Source organism: Streptomyces hygroscopicus, assembly GCF_026168105.1.
Classification (GTDB): Bacteria; Actinomycetota; Actinomycetes; order Streptomycetales; family Streptomycetaceae; genus Streptomyces; species Streptomyces hygroscopicus_D.
Genome location: NZ_LBMW01000039.1, coordinates 1 through 19,236, shown reverse-complemented (window position 1 = coordinate 19,236; position 19,236 = coordinate 1). Strand labels below are relative to the sequence as shown.

The 19,236-nt window shown below is 70.1% G+C and carries 17 protein-coding genes; 12 read left to right on the top strand and 5 right to left on the bottom strand.

Annotated features, from left to right (window positions below):
• Positions 1–76 precede the first annotated feature (76 nt).
• Complete coding sequence (gene fabF / locus AAW14_RS29385) at positions 77–1,348, top strand: beta-ketoacyl-ACP synthase II (RefSeq protein ID WP_265567172.1); 1,272 nt, start codon at positions 77–79, stop codon at positions 1,346–1,348.
• Between the two features lie 145 nt (positions 1,349–1,493).
• Here fabF and AAW14_RS29380 read toward each other — a convergent pair whose 3' ends face one another.
• Complete coding sequence (locus AAW14_RS29380; RefSeq protein ID WP_265567170.1) at positions 1,494–1,988, bottom strand: DUF3145 domain-containing protein; 495 nt, start codon at positions 1,986–1,988, stop codon at positions 1,494–1,496.
• A gap of 241 nt (positions 1,989–2,229) precedes the next feature.
• Between AAW14_RS29380 and AAW14_RS29375 the strand changes: the two genes are divergently transcribed.
• The 3 genes from AAW14_RS29375 to AAW14_RS29365 all read left to right on the top strand — a co-directional run bounded on the left by AAW14_RS29375 (position 2,230) and on the right by AAW14_RS29365 (position 5,690).
• On the top strand, positions 2,230–3,126 hold the full coding sequence (locus tag AAW14_RS29375) for an SGNH/GDSL hydrolase family protein (protein WP_265567168.1): 897 nt from the start codon (positions 2,230–2,232) through the stop codon (positions 3,124–3,126).
• Positions 3,127–3,136: 10 nt separating this feature from the next.
• Positions 3,137–4,108, top strand: coding sequence for an aldose epimerase family protein (locus AAW14_RS29370; RefSeq protein WP_265567167.1), 972 nt, complete (start codon positions 3,137–3,139; stop codon positions 4,106–4,108).
• Positions 4,109–4,439: 331 nt separating this feature from the next.
• Complete coding sequence (locus AAW14_RS29365) at positions 4,440–5,690, top strand: pyroglutamyl peptidase (protein ID WP_265567165.1); 1,251 nt, start codon at positions 4,440–4,442, stop codon at positions 5,688–5,690.
• A 131-nt stretch (positions 5,691–5,821) separates the two neighbouring features.
• Here the strand turns inward: AAW14_RS29365 and AAW14_RS29360 are convergent, their stop codons facing one another.
• The 3 genes from AAW14_RS29360 to AAW14_RS29350 all read right to left on the bottom strand — a co-directional run bounded on the left by AAW14_RS29360 (position 5,822) and on the right by AAW14_RS29350 (position 8,708).
• Positions 5,822–6,625 carry an EI24 domain-containing protein gene (locus tag AAW14_RS29360; RefSeq protein WP_265567163.1) on the bottom strand — a complete coding sequence of 268 codons (804 nt, stop codon included), beginning with the start codon at positions 6,623–6,625 and terminating at the stop codon, positions 5,822–5,824.
• A gap of 34 nt (positions 6,626–6,659) precedes the next feature.
• Positions 6,660–7,523, bottom strand: a complete 864-nt coding sequence (locus tag AAW14_RS29355; protein ID WP_265567161.1) for a hypothetical protein — start codon at positions 7,521–7,523, stop codon at positions 6,660–6,662.
• 162 nt (positions 7,524–7,685) lie between these two features.
• Complete coding sequence (locus tag AAW14_RS29350; RefSeq protein WP_265567160.1) at positions 7,686–8,708, bottom strand: NADP-dependent oxidoreductase; 1,023 nt, start codon at positions 8,706–8,708, stop codon at positions 7,686–7,688.
• Between the two features lie 104 nt (positions 8,709–8,812).
• On the opposite strand from AAW14_RS29350, the gene AAW14_RS29345 reads away from it, so the two are divergent.
• A complete protein-coding gene (locus AAW14_RS29345) occupies positions 8,813–9,247 on the top strand; it encodes a MarR family winged helix-turn-helix transcriptional regulator (RefSeq protein WP_265567158.1) in 435 nt (144 codons plus the stop codon).
• A 116-nt stretch (positions 9,248–9,363) separates the two neighbouring features.
• On the opposite strand, the gene AAW14_RS29340 is transcribed toward AAW14_RS29345, so the two are convergent.
• A complete protein-coding gene (locus AAW14_RS29340; RefSeq protein ID WP_265567156.1) occupies positions 9,364–10,176 on the bottom strand; it encodes an SCO2400 family protein in 813 nt (270 codons plus the stop codon).
• A 269-nt stretch (positions 10,177–10,445) separates the two neighbouring features.
• Here AAW14_RS29340 and AAW14_RS29335 point away from each other — a divergent pair, with 269 nt between their 5' ends.
• The 7 genes from AAW14_RS29335 to AAW14_RS29305 form a co-directional block, all read left to right on the top strand.
• The gene (locus AAW14_RS29335; protein WP_265567154.1) at positions 10,446–11,603 is read left to right on the top strand and encodes a mandelate racemase/muconate lactonizing enzyme family protein; all 1,158 of its coding nucleotides are present in this window, start codon (positions 10,446–10,448) and stop codon (positions 11,601–11,603) included.
• Positions 11,604–11,631: 28 nt separating this feature from the next.
• Positions 11,632–12,636, top strand: a complete 1,005-nt coding sequence (locus tag AAW14_RS29330; protein ID WP_265567153.1) for a zinc-dependent alcohol dehydrogenase — start codon at positions 11,632–11,634, stop codon at positions 12,634–12,636.
• Between the two features lie 122 nt (positions 12,637–12,758).
• Positions 12,759–13,724, top strand: a complete 966-nt coding sequence (locus AAW14_RS29325) for a hypothetical protein (RefSeq protein WP_265567151.1) — start codon at positions 12,759–12,761, stop codon at positions 13,722–13,724.
• Between the two features lie 48 nt (positions 13,725–13,772).
• Complete coding sequence (chvE, locus tag AAW14_RS29320; RefSeq protein ID WP_265567149.1) at positions 13,773–14,879, top strand: multiple monosaccharide ABC transporter substrate-binding protein; 1,107 nt, start codon at positions 13,773–13,775, stop codon at positions 14,877–14,879.
• Positions 14,880–14,918: 39 nt separating this feature from the next.
• Positions 14,919–16,478 carry a multiple monosaccharide ABC transporter ATP-binding protein gene (gene mmsA / locus AAW14_RS29315; RefSeq protein WP_265567147.1) on the top strand — a complete coding sequence of 520 codons (1,560 nt, stop codon included), beginning with the start codon at positions 14,919–14,921 and terminating at the stop codon, positions 16,476–16,478.
• Complete coding sequence (mmsB, locus tag AAW14_RS29310) at positions 16,475–17,719, top strand: multiple monosaccharide ABC transporter permease (RefSeq protein ID WP_265567145.1); 1,245 nt, start codon at positions 16,475–16,477, stop codon at positions 17,717–17,719. The genes mmsA and mmsB overlap by 4 nt, the downstream gene beginning before the upstream one ends.
• 136 nt (positions 17,720–17,855) lie before the next feature.
• Positions 17,856–19,236 (top strand): pyridoxal phosphate-dependent aminotransferase (locus AAW14_RS29305; RefSeq protein ID WP_265567143.1); only part of this gene is annotated, 1,381 nt, incomplete at its 3' end.

Here is a 19,236-nt window from a genome sequence, read left to right as displayed (position 1 = left end):
CCGGTCATGGGGCCGTTGCCCCGCCACCCGGCGGTGGCGCCGCTTAATCCTCGTATCCGTTGGAGAAAGAATTCCCGTGAGCTCGACCAATCGCACCGTGGTCGTCACCGGTATCGGCGCAACCACACCGCTGGGTGGCGACGCGGCCTCTACCTGGGAGGGTCTGATCGCCGGCAAGTCCGGTGTCGGCCCCTTGGAGCAGGACTGGGCCGCCGAGCAGGCGGTCCGCATCGCCGCGCAGATCGCCGTGGAGCCGTCCGAGGTCATCCCGCGGCCGCAGGCCCGCCGGCTGGACCGCTCGGCACAGTTCGCGCTGATCGCGGCCAAGGAGGCCTGGGCGGACGCCGGTTTCACCGACAAGGCGGGCGAGGACCCGGCCGTCGATCCCGACCGCCTCGGCGCGGTCATCGCCTCCGGCATCGGCGGTGTGACGACCCTCCTCGACCAGTACGACGTGCTCAAGGAGAAGGGCGTCCGCCGTGTCTCCCCGCACACCGTGCCGATGCTGATGCCGAACGGCCCGTCCGCCAACGTGGGCCTGGCCGTGGGCGCCCGTGCCGGTGTGCACACCCCGGTCTCCGCCTGCGCGTCGGGCGCCGAGGCCATCGGCTATGCCATCGAGATGATCCGCACCGGCCGTGCGGACGTCGTCGTCGCGGGCGGCACCGAGGCGGCGATCCACCCGCTGCCGATCGCCGCGTTCGGCAACATGATGGCGATGTCCAAGAACAACGAGGACCCGCAGGGCGCCTCGCGTCCCTACGACACGGCCCGCGACGGCTTCGTCCTCGGCGAGGGCGCGGGCGTCCTGGTCCTGGAGTCGGCCGAGCACGCCGCCAAGCGCGGCGCCCGTGTCTACGCGGAGGCGGTCGGCCAGGGCATCTCCGCCGACGGTCACGACATCGTGCAGCCGGAGCCCGAGGGCCGAGGCATCTCGCACGCCCTGCAGAACCTGCTCGACAACACCGACCTGAACCCGGCGGAGATCGTGCACGTGAACGCGCACGCCACCTCCACGCCGGCCGGTGACGTGGCCGAGCTGAAGGCGCTGCGCAAGATCTTCGGCGACGACACCGACCACATCTCGGTCTCGGCGACCAAGTCGATGACGGGTCATCTGCTCGGTGGCGCGGGCGGCGTGGAGTCGGTGGCGACCGTGCTCGCGCTGTACCACCGGCTCGCCCCGCCGACGATCAACGTCGACAACATCGACCCGGAGGCCGAGGCCAGCGCCGACATCGTGCGCGGCGAGGCCCGCAAGCTGCCGGTCGAGGGCCGGATCGCGGCGCTGAACGACTCGTTCGGATTCGGCGGGCACAACGTGGTGCTTGCGTTCCGCTCGGTCTGATTTCGGCCGTAGTTGTACTGAACGGCGTGTGGCCCGGACTCCCTGCCGGAGTCCGGGCCACACGCCGTTCCGCTTTCTGCGGGCGGCCGGGGACGGGCGGCGGTGGGCCGGTCGCGCAGTTCCGCGCGCCCCTTCGGGGCGCGTTTCAGACCACCTGATGCAACCAGCGCACCGGGGCCCCCTCACCCGCGTACCGGAAGGGTTCCAGCTCGTCGTCCCAGGGCTTGCCCAGCAGCTTGGCGAGCTCGGCCTCCAGTTCCGTCTCACCGCGCTGGGAGCGCATCAGGGCGGCGCGCAGCCGGTCCTCCGGGATCAGGATGTCGCCGTGGATGCCGGTGACCGCGTGGAAGATGCCGAGGTCGGGGGTGCAGCTGTAGCGCTCGCCCTCGGCGGACGGGGACGGTTCCGCGGTGACCTCGAAGCGCAGCAGCTGCCAGCCGCGCAGCGCGGAGGCGAGCTTGGAGGCGGTGCCGGCCTCGCCCTGCCAGGAGAACTCGGATCTCCAGGTGCCGGGGGCGGCGGGCTGCCGGATCCAGTCGAGGTTGACGCGCGTGCCGAGCACGCCCGCGACTGCCCACTCGACGTGCGGGCACAGTGCGCGTGGCGCGGAGTGCACGTACAGGACTCCACGTGTCGTCACCTGAACCTCCGGGCAGACCGCGACATCTTGTAACTTTACGGAACGGGCGTGGCAGGGCGGCCACGGGGCGAGGCTACCGTGCGGCGGCGCAAGGAGTGTGACGTACCGTCGGTCCCGCCGCCTGTAAACGCCGAGGTTTCACCCAAGGGGACGCGGGGCTGACCCAGCGTGTTCGAATGCGCTGCCGAACGACTGCTCACACGGACCGACCAGCCGTGTACGACGAACAGGGGATCAGGGAATGCGGAAGCGACACCGATCGCGGGCCGCCGTCGCGTTCGCGGCGGCGGCCGTGCTGGGGCTCGCCGGATGCGACGCCTCCGGTGGCAACGAGGCGGCTCCACAGGGCACCACCGCGTCGCGGCCGTCTCCGAGGCCCACCCCGGTGTGGAACCGCTCCCCCGGCTCGATCGCCGCCGTGGGCGACTCCATCACACGCGGCTTCGACGCCTGCACCGTGCTGTCCGACTGTCCCGAGGCGTCGTGGGCGACGGGCAGTGACACCGGGGTCGACAGCCTCGCCGTACGGCTGCTGGGGGTGACCGGAGCCGCGGAGCGCAGCTGGAACTACGCGGTGAGCGGGTCCCGGATGTCGGACCTGGCCGGGCAGATCGCGCGGACGGTGCAGCGCAAGCCGGAGCTGGTGACGGTGATGTCCGGCGCCAATGACGCCTGCCGCTCCTCCGTCTCGGCGATGACCCCGGTCGCCGACTTCCGGGCCCAGTTCCAGGACGCGCTGGACACCCTGCGGGCGTCGCTGCCCAGGACGCAGGTGTATGTGTCGAGCGTGCCGAACCTGCAACGGCTGTGGTCGCAGGGGCGCACCAGCCCGCTCGGCAAGCAGGTGTGGAAGCTGGGCCTCTGCCCGTCGATGCTGGGTGACGCCGACGCGCTGGACGCCGAGGCGACCGCGCGGCGTGCCGCGGTGCAGGCCCGTGTGGAGGCGTACAACCAGGTCCTGAAGGAGGTGTGCGCCAAGGACCGGCGGTGCCGCTTCGACGGCAACGCGGTCTTCGACTACAGCTTCGGCACCGACCAGTTGAGCCATTGGGACTGGTTCCACCCGAGCCGCAACGGGCAGTCGCGACTCGCCGAGATCGCCTACCGCGCCATCACGGCGAAGGACCCCGTGACCTAGGGTTTCTCACATGAGTGAACTTTTCGGCACACTTTCCGACGGCACGGCGGTCCACCGCTGGACGCTGCAGCGGGGCGGGGTGCGGGTGCGCGTCCTGTCGTACGGCGGGATCGTGCAGTCGGCCGAGGTCCCGGACCGGGACGGACGCCTGTCGGACGTGGTGCTGGGCCTCCCCGCCCTGGACGGCTATGTGCGCCACCCGGGGCCGTATCTGGGAGCGCTGGTCGGGCGGTACGCCAACCGCATCGCGGGCGCCCGTTTCCCGCTCGACGGCCGGATCTATGCACTGGAGCCGAACGACGGGCCGAATTCGCTGCACGGCGGCGCGCGGGGCTTCGACAAGCGGGTGTGGGACGTGGAGCCGGTCGAGCACGGCGTACGGCTGTTCCGGGTGAGCCCGCACGGCGAGGAGGGGTTCCCCGGCCGTCTCGACGTGTCGGCCACATACACCCTGGACGAGGAGGGCGCGCTGCGGATCGCGTACGAGGCGATCACGGACGCGCCGACCGTGGTGAACCTGACGAACCACTCGTACTGGAACCTGGCGGGTTCGGGGAACGCGGGCGGGCACGAACTGCGGATCGCCGCCTCCCGGTTCACTCCGGTGGACGGGAACCTGATCCCGACCGGGGCGACGGAGGACGTGGCGGGCACGCGCTTCGACTTCCGCGCGGAGCGGAAGGCCGGCTCGGGGTACGACCACAACTTCGTGCTCGACAAGGGCGTGACGAAGACGCCGGCCGAGGTGGCCGAGCTGCACGATCCGGCGTCCGGGCGGGTCCTGACCGTGGCGACGACCGAGCCCGGCCTCCAGCTCTACACCGCGGACCATCTCGGGGACCCGTTCGCCCCCGGCGACGGGATCGCCCTGGAGACGCAGCACTTCCCCGACTCCCCGAACCGTCCGGAGTTCCCGAGCACCGAGCTGCTGCCGGGTGTGGTGTTCCGCTCGGAGACGGTCTACGGATTCTCGGTGCGCTGACGGCGGTGCGACGAGCCCCGGTCCGACGGTCAGGTGCCGGACCGGGGCTGCCCGGTGGGGAACTCGTCCCGGATCAGACGTTAACCCTCGCCGTGACCGCGCGGACCGCGAGGAAGCGGCCCGCCTGAATCTCGTACGAACCCTTCACAAACGACCGCGCGGTCGCGTTCTCGTACCGACTCCGGGCGGCGCGGCGCGGCCGGCCGACGAACGCTTGGACCGCCAAAGTGGCCGGTCCACGTCACGCATCATGGCCCACGTCCCATCCGTCACGCATACTTCCGGCGTCCGGCAGCACGATCCGCACGGCGACGGAAGGACCTGAACTCCCTTGACCTCCATACGTGTTCGGACAGGAATCCTCGGGCTGACCCTGCTCGCGGGGCTCGCCGCACCACGGACCGCGACGGCGGAACCGGTCCCCGTCGCGACCGTCGAGGAGCAGCGGCTCGACCAGGCCGTCCCGCAGGAGATACTCGAACGCTCCGGATTCGCCTCCGTGACACCGGAGTTCGCACGGGCCCTGGCGGAGACCCACTCGTACGCGCAGGCCCGGCGTGTCGTCGTCCGGCAGGGGTCCCGGCTGTGGCGGCGGGCCGTCGACCGGGCCCAGGGGCGAGGGCCGGAGGGCGGGGGCCTCAGCAGGGACGACGACCGGCCGTTGTACTGGGCGCGGCTCGGAATGACCCGGCAGCTGCGGGCCTGGGAGCCGGAGTTCGGGCTGTCGGGGACCCAACGCGCCGACCTGCTGTCGAAGTTGGATGTGACTTCGCGTGGCGAGGACACCGTCCGCTACCCGCTCGGCGGGGGCGTGAAGCGGATCCTGGTCACCGGGTTCGATCCGTTCACGCTGGACCGGGACATACGGATCTCCAATCCGTCCGGGGCGACCGCGCTCGCACTGGACGGCACCACCATCCGTACGGCGCACGGGCCGGCGCGTATCGAGACCGTCATCCTCCCGGTGCGCTGGCAGGATTTTGCGGACGGAACCGTCGAGCGGGCGCTGCGCCGGCAGCTGCCGCGGGTGGACCTCTTCACGACGGTGAGCCAGGGACGGGTCGGCCGCTTCGACATCGAGCGGACCAACGGGGCTTGGCGGGGCGGCTTCCCCGACAACGACAACATCAGCCGAACCGGCACGATCCCGGTCACGGACCCGGCCACACAGCCGCAGTGGACGTCGACGACCCTTCCGTACGGGGCGATCGTGGCCGCGCACACCGGGCGCTTCCCCGTGTACGACCACACCGAGGTGACCGAGATCCCGGCGGGCGGCACCGATCCCGTCGTACGGCCGGACGGGCCGACCGCGGGGTCGACGGCGCGGGCCGGGGGCGGCGGCGACTACCTCTCCAACGAGATCGCCTACCGGGCGACGCTGCTGCGGGACCGGCTCGGACTGCACGCGACGCTGCCGGGCGGGCACGTGCACACGCCGGTCCTGCAGTTCGGCAAGGGGAACACCGATCCGGCGACCGGGACGATCACCGATCCGGAGTTCGTACGGAACCGGCTGGACATCATCGCGCAGGTCCGGTCGATCGTGACGGTGGCATGTGAGGCGACGTCGACCGAGTAGCCACCCGCCGGTTCAGAAGCCGCGGCCGGTGCCGGACGGGGGCGACCCCCGTCCGGTTTGGGCGACCCACATCCGGGGTGGGCAGCCCCCATCACGGGTGGGTGATCCCCATCACGGGTGGGTGATCCCCATCACGGGTGGGTGACCTGCTCGTCGTCCGAGTCCTCCGGGTCGTCCGCGTCCTCGCTGTTCTCCTCGCCCAGCAGCTCCCGGGTCAGCAGCGTGGCGCCCGCGACCGCGCCCGGCATCAGGAAGACGGCGACGAACGGGACCAGGAAGGCGAGGCCGAGGGGCGTGCCGAAGCCCCAGACGAGGAGTCTGCGGGAGCGCAGCAGGGTGAGGCGCTCGCGAAGTTCGACGCCGCGCCGCTGGAGAGCCACGGCCGTCAGTTCCTCGGTGAGGAAGAAGCCGGTGACGAGGAAGCCGATCACCGGCACGACGGTCTGGCCGACGAAAGGGAGGAAGCCCAGCCCGAAGAGGAGGACGCCCCAGAGCATGGCGCGGACGAGGATGCGCAGGCTGTCGCGGGCGGATATCCACAGTTCGCGGTGGAGGGGAAGCCCCGACCGGGGCGCCGTGCCGTCCGGGCAGACGTCGCGGTCGACCTTCTCCGACAGGCTCTCGTAGAAGGGCTGACCCACGAGGAGCGTGACGGCCGTGAAGGTGAGGACCGCGAGGAGCAGGGCGAGCGCGAAGAGGACGGCGGTCAGGAAGCCGCGGAAGAGGCCGAGCCATGGACTCGGCCAGGCGTCGGCGAAGGGAGTGGCCCAGGTGACGGCGTCCTCGCCCCACAGGGCCAGGGCGACAAGCGCCGCCGCGTACAGGACGAGGGTGATCAGGCCCGGCACGAGCCCGAATCCGTACTGCTTGCCGTGCCGGGCCACCCATTGCTGGCCCTTCAGCAGATGGCCGAATCCCGCCCCGAGATCACGCATGTGGAAAATTTTAAGGTGTCGCTGCGCGGCACCGTCACGCCGGTGTCACCGCCACCACCACCCCCTGGTCCGCCGCCGGGTTCACCGCCGCCGAGACCCGTACCGCCGCCGCCCTCGCGAAGCGGCCCGCGCGGGAAGCGGAGGCCAGGAGAAGCGGCTGGATCTGTTCCAGGGCGGCCACCAGGATCTCCTCGCTCGCCAGCAGCATCGGGCGGGCCGCCTCCGTCGTGGCCGCCGCCGCTTCCGTGAGGTCGGCCAGGGGCGGCAGGGCCGCCCGGGCCACCGTGGCTCCCGCTGCCGCCGCCCGCTCCACGAGGCCCACCTGGAGCGGCATCAGGGGTGCCAGCGCCGCCGTCAGCGCGTCGGCGATACGGCCGAGTTCGGGCGCCGAGTCCCGCAGCACCTCGGCCGCGGCCCGGATCAGCGGCGTCAGGGCGAGGAGCACGCCCGCGGCGAGGCCGGCCGCCGTGGGCAGCAGCGGCGAGGTGGCCTCCACCAGTTCCCCCAGGACCGCCACGACCTCCTGCAAGGCCGGTTCCACCGCGTCGAGCACCGGCAGCAGAGTGTCGCCCAGCGCGGTCAGCAGCGCCTGCGCCGGTTCGCTCACCGGGTGCACCGCAAGCGGCGCACCGGTGGTGCCGAGCCGGGTCAGCGTGTCGACGATCCGGTAGAACGCCTCCTGCGCCTGCGGTGACGCGCTCGCCTCCGCCAGCTCCGCAGTGGTCTGCCGCAGCACGCGTAATGCCTCGGCGCCCGAACCGTCCCTGGGATCCAGGGTGTTGACGGCGATCCTCGTGATGTTCCCGGCCGTGTCCAGGAGTTGGCCGGCGATCACGGTGGTGCTGCGCGCCACGCGCACCACATCGCCCCTGCTGGGGAGCGACGGAATCGGGGACATGGAGCCCTCCTCGCCTCGCACGGAGCGTCACGGGGCCTCGAACGGACCGAGGCAGCCGCCTCCAGCATGCCCCCTGCTGCCCGCCGTGGATGCGCCGTTCGCCGCGAAAGGGCCCGCACAGCGACGCAGGCGACGCAGGTCAGGCGTGCGTCACGGTGATGGTCAGAGCTTGACGATCATCTTGCCGATGTTGTCGCCACGCAGTACGCCGAAGAACGCCTCGAGGTTGTTCTCGATGCCCTCGACAACGGTCTCGCGGTACTTCAGCTCGCCGGAGCGGACCCAGGCGCCGACCTCCTGGACGAACTGCGGCTGGAGGTCGTAGTGGTCACCGACCAGGAAGCCCTCGATACGGCCACGGGTCTGGATGAGCCGGGCGAGGTTCTTCGGGCCGGGCGCGGGCTCGGTGTTGTTGTAGACCGAGATCATGCCGCAGACGGCGATGCGGCCGCCCTGGTTGAGGGAGCCGATGGCGGCCTCGAGGTGGTCGCCGCCGACGTTGTCGAAGTACACGTCGACGCCGTCCGGGGCGGCTTCGCGCAGTTGCTGGGCCACGGGGCCGTTCTTGTAGTTGAAGGCCGCGTCGAAGCCGTACTCCTCGACCAGGAGCTTGACCTTCTCGTCGGAGCCCGCCGAGCCGATGACCCGCGAGGCACCCTTCAGCTTGGCAATCTGCCCGACCTGGCTGCCCACGGCCCCCGCGGCGCCCGACACGAAGACGGAGTCGCCCTCCTTGAAGGCGGCGGTGCGCAGCAGACCGGCATAGGCGGTCAGACCGGTCATACCGAGAACGCCGAGGTACGTGGACAGGGGCGCGGCCTCGGGGTCGACCTTGACGGCGTTCCTGGCGTCCACGACCGCGTACTCACGCCAGCCGAAGAAGTGCAGGACGTGGTCGCCGGGCTCGATGCCCTCGGCGTTGGAGACGACGACCTCGCCGACCGCGCCGCCCTGCATCGGCTTGTCCAGCTCGAAGGGGGCGACGTAGGACTTGGCGGCGCTCATGCGGCCGCGCATGTAGGGGTCGACGGAGACGTATTCGTTCCGCACGAGGACCTGGCCCTCACCCGGCTGCGGTACCTCCGCCTCGACGAGGGCGAAGTCCTCGGGCTTGGGCCAGCCGACCGGGCGGCTGAGCAGGTGCCATTCGCGGCTGACGGCGGGGAGGGTGGGGGTGTCGGTCATGGCGCCTTTTTTCCTCACGTGCTGCTGGCCAAATACTTCAGAACCTGAAACAACCATGCTCCTTAATATTTAAGGATGTCAAGTAAGGGGGTAGCCTGGATGCCATGGCCACGCAGAAGACACCCCGAATCGACCCCCTCACCCTGGAGGTCGTGGACCTCATCGGCACGGTCGTGGCCCGCTACCACGAGGAGTACGAGGAGGCGGCGGCCGAGCACGCGCTGACCGGGGCGCAGGCGCGGCTGCTGAGCCTGCTGTCGCTGGAGCCGCTGCCGATGCGGCGGCTGGCGCAGCAGTTGAAGTGCGAGCCGTCCAATGTCACCGGGATCGTGGACCGGCTGGAGGCGCGAGGCCTGGTGGAGCGCCGCCCGGACCCGGCGGACCGCCGGGTGAAGCTGGCGGCGGCGACGGAGGAGGGCCGCCAGGTGGCCCGGAGCCTGCGGGACTCCCTGAACTTCGCCCGCGAGCCCCTGGCGGGACTGTCCGACGACGAACGCCTGTCCCTACGGGATCTCCTGCGCCGGATGCTGGAGGCCTAGCCACCGCCCGGGCCCGCGCCCCCGGACACCCGGCCGACCGGTCTCGCCCTCGCGGACCGCCCGCCCGCCAGCAGACCGCCCGCCCGCCAGCAGACCGCCCGCCCGCCAGCAGAGCGTCAGGTGCACCACCACAGGAAGCACGATTTCGTCGGTGACGGCTTCGGCACCGGGCTCGTGCGTGTCGGCGCCGTCGAGGGAGCCGCACTCGGTGCCGCGGTCTCCGTCGGGGCCGGCGCCGCGGCCGAGTGATCCGGGAGGCCGGTGGCGGCCGCCGACTGCGTGCCCGCGGCCTTCTTCTTCGCCTTGTCGGACTTCTTGTCCTTCGCGGAGACGGACGGAGACGCGGAGGCCGAGACCGGCACCCGGGACACACCGGCGGCGCCCCCGTCATCGGCCCCACCGGGCGGACCGGTCGTCTCGCTCGCGGAGGCCGCGCCGTCCGCCGTGGCACCTCCCGCACTCGCGGCGTTCGGGGTGGACCCCGGCGCCTCGATGCCGAGTTCGGCCAGACTCAGCGCGCCCGCCGCCAGCAACAGCCCGGCGCCCGCGAACAGGACCCGCCGCCGGCGTCTGCGATGCGCGGCGGCCTTGCGGTCGCGACGCCCGGCCCGGGTCCCGGGGCCGGGGTCGCGGTCAACGGCCGCTCCGCGCCCCTTCGCACGCCGTCGGTTCTGCGCCCGTCCGGGCCGGACGGCCTGCTGCCGTACGGGCTCCCGCCGTCCCGGCTCCTCCTCGTACGAGTGCTCGGCCCCGTCGGAGCCGGGGTACTCCCCCGCGCCGTCGAAGTCCCTTGAACCGTCGAAGCCGTCGTCGGCGGAGGGCGCGTCGCCCTCGCCGGCGTACGCATGCAGTTCTTCGACCGGCGTGCCGCAGCCCGGGCAGGCGAGGGCGCCGTTCAGGTGCCTTCGGCACGGGTGGCAGTAGTCCATGACGCCGGAAGACTAAATTCCGCACAGGTAACGTTCCTAGGGGCAGCGGTGAAAGTTGTGTGGACAACCGGCCGACAAGGTGTGGCGGGTTGAGCGCGCCGCGCGAAAGAGTTGTCGAAACGCTTGCCGAAACCGTTATGCGCCCGACCCATTGACACCCCCGCCATCCCGTCCCTACTGTCACGCCAGCATTTCGAACGTGTGCCGAAATTTCGAACATACGGTCTGAGCCGACGAAAGCACCGACGAAGCAGCGAGGGGCAACTGCCGTGCGCATCACCGGAATCAGCACACACGTGGTCGGGACGCCGTGGCGCAACCTGACGTACGTCCAGGTGCACACCGACGAGGGAATCACCGGAGTGGGCGAGACCCGGATGCTGGGCCGCACCGACGCGCTGATCGGCTACCTGCGGGAGGCGGAGGCGAATCACATCCTCGGCTCCGACCCGTTCGCGGTGGAAGACCTCGTACGCCGGATGAAGTACGGCGACTACGGGCGCGCCGGAGAGATCGTCATGTCCGGCATCGCGGTGGTCGAGACGGCCTGCTGGGACATCAAGGGCAAGGCCCTCGGCGTTCCCGTCTGGCAGCTCCTCGGCGGCGAGGTCACCGACAGGATCAAGGCGTACGCCAACGGGTGGTACACCACCGAGCGGACCCCGGAGGCGTACCACAAGGCCGCCCGGGAGGTGGTCGCCCGCGGCTACCGGGCCCTGAAGATCGACCCGTTCGGCACCGGGCACTTCGAGCTCGACCACGAGCGGACTCTGTACGCCGTCTCCCTCGTCGAGGCCGTGCGGGACGCCATCGGGCCCGAGGCCGAGCTGATGCTGGAGATGCACGGCCGCTTCTCCCCCGCCACCGCCGTCCGGCTCGCCCACGAGCTCGCGCCGTTCAAGCCGGCCTGGCTGGAGGAGCCGGTCCCGCCGGAGAACCTCAAGGCACTGGAGAAGGTCGCGGCCAAGGTCGACCTCCCGGTCGCCACGGGTGAGCGCATCCACGACCGGATCGAGTTCCGCGAGCTCTTCGAGAGCCAGGCCGTGGACATCATCCAGCCGGACGTCGGCCACATCGGCGGCATCTGGGAGACCCGGAAGCTGGCTGCCACCGCCGAGACCCACTACATGCTCGTCGCGCCGCACAACGTGGGCGGGTCCGTCCTCACCGCCGCCTCCCTCCAAGTCGGCTTCACCACCCCGAACTTCAAGATCCTCGAGCACTTCAACGACTTCGCGGACGCGGAGATCAAGAAGGTCGTGAAGGGCGGCCCGCAGGTCGTCGACGGCTACTTCCACCTCTCCGACGCGCCGGGCCTCGGTGTGGAGCTCGACGTCGACGCGGCAGCCGAGTTCCCGCAGCAGCAGGCCCGGTTCGACCTGTGGGCCGAGGGCTGGGAGCAGCGCAGGCCGAAGAGGACCAAGTGAGCGTCCGGCTCGATGTGAAGGAGACGCAGTGAGCACCGCCGTCGTCATCGAGGCGCCGGGCGCGTACCGCCTCGTCCCCCACGAACCGGTGGCGCCGGGTCCCGGCGAGGCGCTTCTCCGGGTCCACGCCGTGGGCATCTGCGGCAGCGACCGCGAGGTCTACCAGGGCAACCGGCCCGAGGGCTACGTCCGCTATCCGCTCATCCCCGGCCACGAGTGGTCCGGCACGGTACAGGCGGTCGGCGCCGGCGTGCCGGAATCGCTCGTCGGCCGCAAGGCCGTGGGCGAGGGCTTCCGCAACTGCCAGGTCTGCGACCGCTGTCACGCGGGCGAGACGACGCTGTGCACCTCGGGCTACGAGGAGACGGGCTTCACCCAGCCGGGCGCGATGGCCCACACCCTCACCCTCCCGGCCCGGCTGCTGCACGTCCTGCCGGACGACGCGGACCTGACCGCGGCGGCGCTCCTGGAGCCCGCCGCCTGTGTCGCGGCCGCCGCGCTGAAGGTGAACGCGCGGCCGGGCGAGCGGGTCGCCGTCGTCGGCACCGGGACGCTGGGCATGTTCGCCGTGCAGTTCCTGAAGGCCGTCTCGCCGGCCGAGCTGCTGGTGGTCGGCACCCGGGCCGACCGCGCGGCGCTGTCCCGGCGGTTCGGCGCCACCTGCTTCCGTACCACCGACCAATTTCTCCCCGGCGACTTCGACGTCGTCGTGGAGACCGCCGGGTCGGCGTCCGCCGCGCGCACTGCCGTACGTCTGCCAAGGCGCGGCGGACGCCTCGTCCTCACCGGCATCCCGGCACCCGGCGCGGACGGCCTCGACCCCACCGATCTGGTCGTACGGCAGCTGGAGGTGCGGACCGTGTTCGGGGCACCGCCGGACGCTTGGGCGCACACGGTGCGGGTGTTCGGCGCCGGGCTGCTCGATCCGCTGCCGCTTGTCACGCACGAGCTGCCGCTCGGCGAGTTCCCCCGGGCCATCGAGCTGGTCGGGGCCGGGGATCCGAAGGTCGGAAAGGTCCTGTTGCGTCCGTGAACCCCCTCGAGCCGTACGCCGGCGCGGAGTTACCTGACGGGCTTCGTACCGGCATACCCCCAAGCCTCTTTCACGCCCTGGGCTGCGAACACTGTCCGAAATATCGAACATAAGGACGCCTTGTGACCGACTCCGCCACGGCAGCACGCAGGCCAGGTGAGCAGGTGCTCGCCGCGCTCGGCCTGGGCGCGCCCGCTCTCTCCCCCGCCGACGCCTCGCCGCACGCCTTCCCCGGAGGCGGCCGCTGGCGCACCGAGATCCCCTCGTGTGAGGGACCCGAGGCGCTGGCAGTGGTCCTCAAGGAGTCCTCCCGGCTCGACGTGCCGATCCACCGCATCAGCCAGGGCAGCGGCGTATGGATGCTGACCGACGCCGAGATCACCGAGATGGTCGAGGCCACGGCCGAGCGTGACATCGAGCTGTGCCTGTTCACCGGCCCACGCGGCACCTGGGACATCGGCGGCTCCGTACGCTCCGACTCGCGCGGCGCCGGTCTCAGGGCGCGGGGCCACGACGCCGTCGCCGGATGCGTCGAGGACGCCGTCCGGGCCACCGAGCTGGGCGTCACGTGCCTGCTCGTCGCCGACGAGGGCGTGCTGTGGACCCTGCACCGGGCCAGGGAGCGGGGAATCGTCCCGGCCGACACCGCCCTCAAGGTGTCCGCGCTGATCGGGCCGGTCAACCCGGCGTCGTACGCCGTCTACGAGCGCCTGGGCGCCGACTCGGTCAATGTGCCCAGCGACCTGACGCTCGATCACATCACCGAGATCCGGCGGGTCTCCGCCGCACCCATGGACATGTACATCGAGGCCCCCGACGACCTCGGCGGGTACGTGCGGATGTACGAGGTCGCCGAGCTGATCCGGCGCGGCGCACCGCTCTATCTGAAGTTCGGCCTGTCCAAGGCGCCCGGGATCTACCCGTACGGCGGGCACCTGCGGGACGTGGCCCTGGACACCGCACGGGAGCGGGTACGGCGCGGCCGGCTCGCTCTCGACCTGCTCGCCCGGCACGGCGCGGACGGCCACATGGCGCCGCTCGGCTCCCGGCTGCCCGGCACGCTCAACCGCTTCCCCACCGGCGCCTGAACCGCCGACCGCCCCTGTCCACGACGAGAAGAACAAGGACTGATCACCATGCGCACTCGCAGAGCCGCTCTCGCCGCGATGGCCACGGCCGCGTCCCTCGCGCTCACCCTGACCGCCTGCGGCCGGAACAGCTCCGGCGGCAGCAAGGAGGACAAGGGCAGCGCCAAGGGCGGCACCATCGGCATCGCGATGCCGACCAAGTCCTCCGAGCGCTGGATCGCGGACGGCAAGAACGTGGTCAAGGACCTCGAGGCCAAGGGCTACAAGACCAAGCTGGTCTACGGCGAGGACGACCCGGACACCCAGGTCTCGCAGATCGAGAACCTGATCACCCAGGGCGTCAAGGGCCTGATCATCGCGGCCATCGACAACAAGTCCCTGAACAACGTCCTCCAGCAGGCCGCCGACGCGGGCATCCCGGTCATCTCCTACGACCGCCTCATCCTCGGCACCAAGAACGTCGACTACTACGCGTCCTTCGACAACGAGAAGGTCGGCGAGCTCCAGGCCGGCTACATCGTCGACAAGCTGGGCCTGAAGAACGGCAAGGGCCCGTTCAGCATCGAGCTGTTCGCCGGCTCCAACGACGACAACAACACCAAGTACTTCTTCAACGGCGCGATGAGTGTCCTCAAACCGTACCTGGACAGCAAGAAGCTGGTCGTCAAGTCCGGCCAGACCGCGCTCAACCAGGTCACGACGCTGCGCTGGGACGGCGCCACCGCGCAGAAACGCATGGACGACATCCTGACGTCGGCGTACAAGAGCGCCAAGATCGACGCCGTCCTGTCGCCGTACGACGGCATCTCCATCGGCATCCTGTCCTCGCTGAGGTCGGACGGCTACGGCTCGGGCAGCAAGCCGCTGCCGGTCATCACCGGCCAGGACGCCGAGCTCGCCTCGGTGAAGTCGATCATCGCCGGTCAGCAGACACAGACCGTCTACAAGGACATCCGCAAGCTGGCCGAGGTCGCCGCGACCATGGTCGACGACGTGCTCAACAAGAAGACACCGCAGGTCAACGACACGAAGACCTATGACAACGGCACCAAGGTCGTCCCGGCCTATCTGCTGCAGCCGGTGAGCGTCGACAAGTCCAACTACGAGGACGTGCTGGTCAAGGGCGGCTACTACACCGACGCCCAGCTCAAGTAACCGCATCCCACCGACCGCAACCGACCGGAAGGCACGACCATGGCGGGACCCGTCCTGGAAATGCGCTCGATCGTCAAGACCTTTCCCGGTGTCAAAGCGCTGTCGGACGTCGTACTGACGGTCCGGCAGGGCGAGGTCCACGCCATCTGCGGGGAGAACGGCGCCGGGAAGTCCACCTTGATGAAGGTGCTCTCCGGCGTCCATCCGCACGGCACCTACGAGGGCGAGATCCTCTTCGAGCAAGAGGTCTGCCGCTTCAAGGACATCCGGGCGAGTGAGCACCACGGCATCGTCATCATCCACCAGGAGCTGACGCTGGTGCCGTACCTCTCCATCGCGGAGAACATCTTCCTCGGCAACGAGCACGCCACGCGCGGCCTCATCAACTGGAACGACACCCTAAAGCACGCCGCCGAACTGCTCGGCCGCGTCGGCCTCGACGAGCACCCGCAGACCCGGGTCGCCGACATCGGTGTGGGCAAGCAGCAACTCGTGGAGATCGCGAAGGCGCTGTCCAAGTCGGTGAAGCTGCTCATCCTCGACGAGCCGACGGCGGCCCTGAACGACGAGGACAGCGGCAAACTCCTGGATCTCATCCTGGAGCTGAAGAACCAGGGCATCACCTCGATCATCATCTCCCACAAGCTGAACGAGATCCGCAAGGTCGCCGACTCGGTGACGATCCTTCGCGACGGACGCACCATCGAGACCCTCGACGTGAAGGCGCCGGAAACGACCGAGGAGCGGATCATCGCGGGCATGGTCGGCCGCGACCTCGACCACCGCTTCCCCGAGCGCACCCTGCACAAGGCTCATCAGGGCGCGGCCCCGGCCCTGGAGATCCGCAACTGGACCGTGCACCACCCGATCGACCAGCAGCGCAAGGTGGTCGACGACGTGTCGATCCAGGTGCGGCACGGGGAGATCGTCGGCATCGCGGGGCTGATGGGCGCCGGCCGAACCGAGCTGGTGATGAACGTCTTCGGGCGCGCCTACGGCCGCTACACGGGCGGCACGGTCCTCAAGGACGGCAGGGAGATCCGTACGAAGACCGTCGCCGAGGCGGTCGGGCACGGCATCGCGTATGTCACCGAGGACCGCAAGCACTACGGCCTCAACCTCATCGACACCATCAACCGGAACATCTCGCTGACCGCCCTGAAGAAGGTCTCCAGGCGCGGCGTGGTCGACGAGCACGAGGAGCGGCAGGTCTCCGAGGGCTTCCGCACGTCCATGAACATCAAGGCCCCGACCGTCTTCGAACCGGTGGGCAGACTGTCGGGCGGCAACCAGCAGAAGGTCGTCCTCAGCAAGTGGATCTTCGCGGGTCCGGACGTACTGATCCTGGACGAGCCCACGCGCGGCATCGACGTGGGCGCCAAGTACGAGATCTACACGGTCATCGACCGGCTGGCCGCCCAGGGCAAGGCGGTCGTCTTCATCTCCTCCGAGCTGCCGGAGCTGCTCGGCATGTGCGACCGCATCTACACGATGGCTGCGGGTCGGCTGACCGGAGAGGTACCGCGGGCCGAGGCCACACAGGAAGTGCTCATGCGCCGGATGACGAGGGACACACAGGACAAAGAGGTAACCCGATGAGTACGGACGTGACCGCCGGGACCCCGGCCCCCGCGCCGCCGGGCGGAAGCGGGCCGGCCGCAGGCGAGGGCCCGCTCCGGCTGATGCTGAACGGCCTGCGCCGGAACATGCGGCAGTACGGCATGCTGATCGCGCTCGGTCTGATCGTCGTCCTCTTTGCGGTCTGGACCGGCGGGGACCTGCTGCTGCCGCGCAACGTCTCCAACCTGGTGCTGCAGAACAGCTACATCCTGATCCTCGCGATCGGCATGATGCTGGTGATCGTCGCGGGCCACATCGACCTGTCGGTCGGCTCTCTCACTTCCTTTGTGGGCGCCGTGGCGGCCGTCCTGACGGTCAGCCACCATGTGGCGTGGCCGGTCGCCGTGGTGCTGTGCCTGCTGGTGGGCGCGGCGGCGGGGGCGCTGCAAGGGTTCATGATCGCGTATCTGGGCATTCCGTCGTTCATCGTCACCCTCGCCGGGATGCTGCTCTTCCGGGGCCTCACGGAGATCCTGCTCAAGGGGCAGACCCTCGGCCCGTTCCCGGACGGGCTGCAGAAGATGGGCAACGGCTTCCTGCCGGAGGTCGGACCGGACACCGACTACCACAACCCCACCCTGCTCCTCGGCCTGGTCCTCATCGCCGCCGTGGTGTGGCAGGAGGTGCGGGACCGGCGCCGGCAGCAGGAGTTCGCGCTCGCCGTTCTGCCCGGGCGGCTGTTCGCGCTGAAGCTGGTCGCCCTGGTCGCGGCGATCCTCGTCGCCACGATGCTGCTGGCCAGCTACAAGGGCGCGCCGATCGTGCTCCTCGTCCTCGGCGTCCTGGTGGTCGGATACGGCTATGTCATGCGCAACGCCGTCTTCGGCCGCCACATCTACGCGATCGGCGGCAACCTGCCCGCGGCGAGGCTCTCCGGCGTCAAGGACAAGAAAGTCACCTTCCAGGTCTTCCTGAACATGGGCGTGCTCGCGGCCCTGGCGGGTCTGGTGGTCGCCGCCCGCCTGAACGCGGCCTCACCGAAGGCGGGCGTGAACTTCGAACTCGAGGCGATCGCCTCGTCGTTCATCGGTGGTGCGTCCATGAGCGGCGGTGTCGGCACCGTCCTCGGCGCCATCATCGGCGGTCTCGTCCTCGGCGTGCTGAACAACGGCATGAACCTCCTCAGCGTAGGCACCGACTGGCAGCAGGTCATCAAGGGCCTGGCCCTGTTGATGGCGGTCGGCTTCGACGTGTGGAACAAGCGCAAGTCCGGTTCGTAAGTCGGTCCGGGCCCCGCCCATGTGATGCGTCCGAAGTCACACCCGACTCACACCAGTTGAACAACGCCACTTCCGTATCCGTATGAGTGGCTGGCCCGTGCTCCCCCGCACGGGCCACCCACCGACGGAGGTTCCCTTGGCAGACAGCGTCACCTCGCTCTTCCGCAGCACGGCGGCGCACAGCCCCTCGATGGCTGCGTTGACACGTGAGAGCGACGGCGTCGGCCCGGTGGACTTCTGCATTCCCTGCAATCCGTACTTCCCCACGCCCGCCATGTTCGACGAGATGGCGAGCAAACTCCGTGAGATCGTCTCCTACTATCCGAGCAGCGCCGACACGATCACGGCCGAGCTGTGCAGCCTGCTCCAGCTGCCGCCCCAGTGCGTGGTGATGGGCAATGGCTCGACCGAGCTGATCACCTGGATCGACCACCTGCTGGTCCGCGAGTCCCTCGCCGTCCCCGTCCCCACTTTCGGCCGCTGGACCGACCAGCCCATGGAGACCGGCAAACGCGTCGACATGTTCCCGCTCCAGGAGTCCAGTGGCTTCTCCCTGGACCTGGCCCAGTACGCCGAGTTCATCCGCAAGCGCGGCACCCGTGTCGCCGTCGTCTGCAACCCGAACAACCCCGACGGCGGATATGTCCACCGTCAGGCGCTGGTGCAGTTCATGGACGCAATGACGGATCTGGACCTCGTGGTGATCGACGAATCCTTCCTGGAATTCGCCGACGCGGAGAACGAGCCCAGCGTCGCCGAGGACGCGGTGATGCGGCCGAACGTCATCGTGCTGCGCAGCCTCGGCAAGAACTTCGGCCTGCACGGAATCCGCTTCGGCTATCTGGTCGCGAACCCCTCCCTCGCGGGCAAGGTCCGCTCGATGCTGCCGAAATGGAACCTCAACTCCTTCGCGGAGCACGTGGTGTTCATGCTGAAGGAGCACGGTGCCGAGTACATGGAGAGCCTGCACCAGATCCGCCGGGACCGGCTGGACATGGCCCGCCAGCTCTCCCAGCTCCCTGGTCTGACGGTCTACCCGTCGCAGGGCAACTTCCTCTTCGTGCGCCTCCCCCTGGGCGCCGAGGGCACCGTGGTCCGGGACCGGCTGCTCACCGAGCACCGGATCCTGGTCCGCGAGTGCGGCAACAAGATCGGTTCATCCAGTCGCTTCCTGAGACTCGTGGTGCGCCCCCAGGTGGACGTGCGTCGCCTGGTGTCCGCCCTGGAGCAGGTGCTCTACGGGACCAGGAGGGGAGCCGCCGTATCCGAGCTGGGCACCGGGACCAGCTACAGCTCGGGTACGGCGGCGGTGGACCGTCTCGTCAGCGAGACCAACGGGGCCGGCCTGCGGGAGCTGGCCTCCCAGGCCGCGGCGATGCCACTGGCCCCGGGCTCGGCCCCGGCTCCGGCGCCCGCGCCGGCCCCCGCCCCCGCCCCCGCACCGACACCGTTCCCGACCCCCGCACCGACGCCGTTCCCCACCCCCGCACCGACGCCGTTCCCCGCCCCGATGCCGG